This is a genomic window from Methylobacterium frigidaeris (assembly GCF_022179185.1).
GTDB lineage: Bacteria > Pseudomonadota > Alphaproteobacteria > Rhizobiales > Beijerinckiaceae > Methylobacterium > Methylobacterium frigidaeris.
This window is the reverse complement of record NZ_BPQJ01000364.1, coordinates 1-234: the sequence shown is the minus strand read 5'-3', so window position 1 is coordinate 234 and position 234 is coordinate 1. Positions and strand designations below refer to the sequence as shown.

Annotated in this window: 1 protein-coding gene; it reads right to left on the bottom strand. The window is 73.5% G+C overall.

All coding sequences use genetic code 11. From position 1 onward, the window contains the following. Positions 1–234 (bottom strand): tRNA-guanine transglycosylase (locus tag MFF64_RS39215; protein WP_238194126.1); only part of this gene is annotated, 234 nt, incomplete at both ends.

Below are 234 nucleotides of genomic sequence, written 5' to 3'. Positions count from 1 at the left end.
GCCACCAGGTCCTCGGGGTGGCCGACCCCCATGAGGTAGCGGGGGCGGTCCTCGGGGAGGAGGCGGGTGGAGAGCTCCACCATGGCGAACATGGCCTCCTTGGGCTCCCCCACGGCCAGGCCCCCGATGGCGTAGCCCGGGAGCTCAAACCGGATCGTCTCCAGGGTGGAGAGGCGCCTGGGCTCGGGGTCCGTCCCCCCCTTGGCGATGCCGATGAGGGCCTGGTCGGGCCGG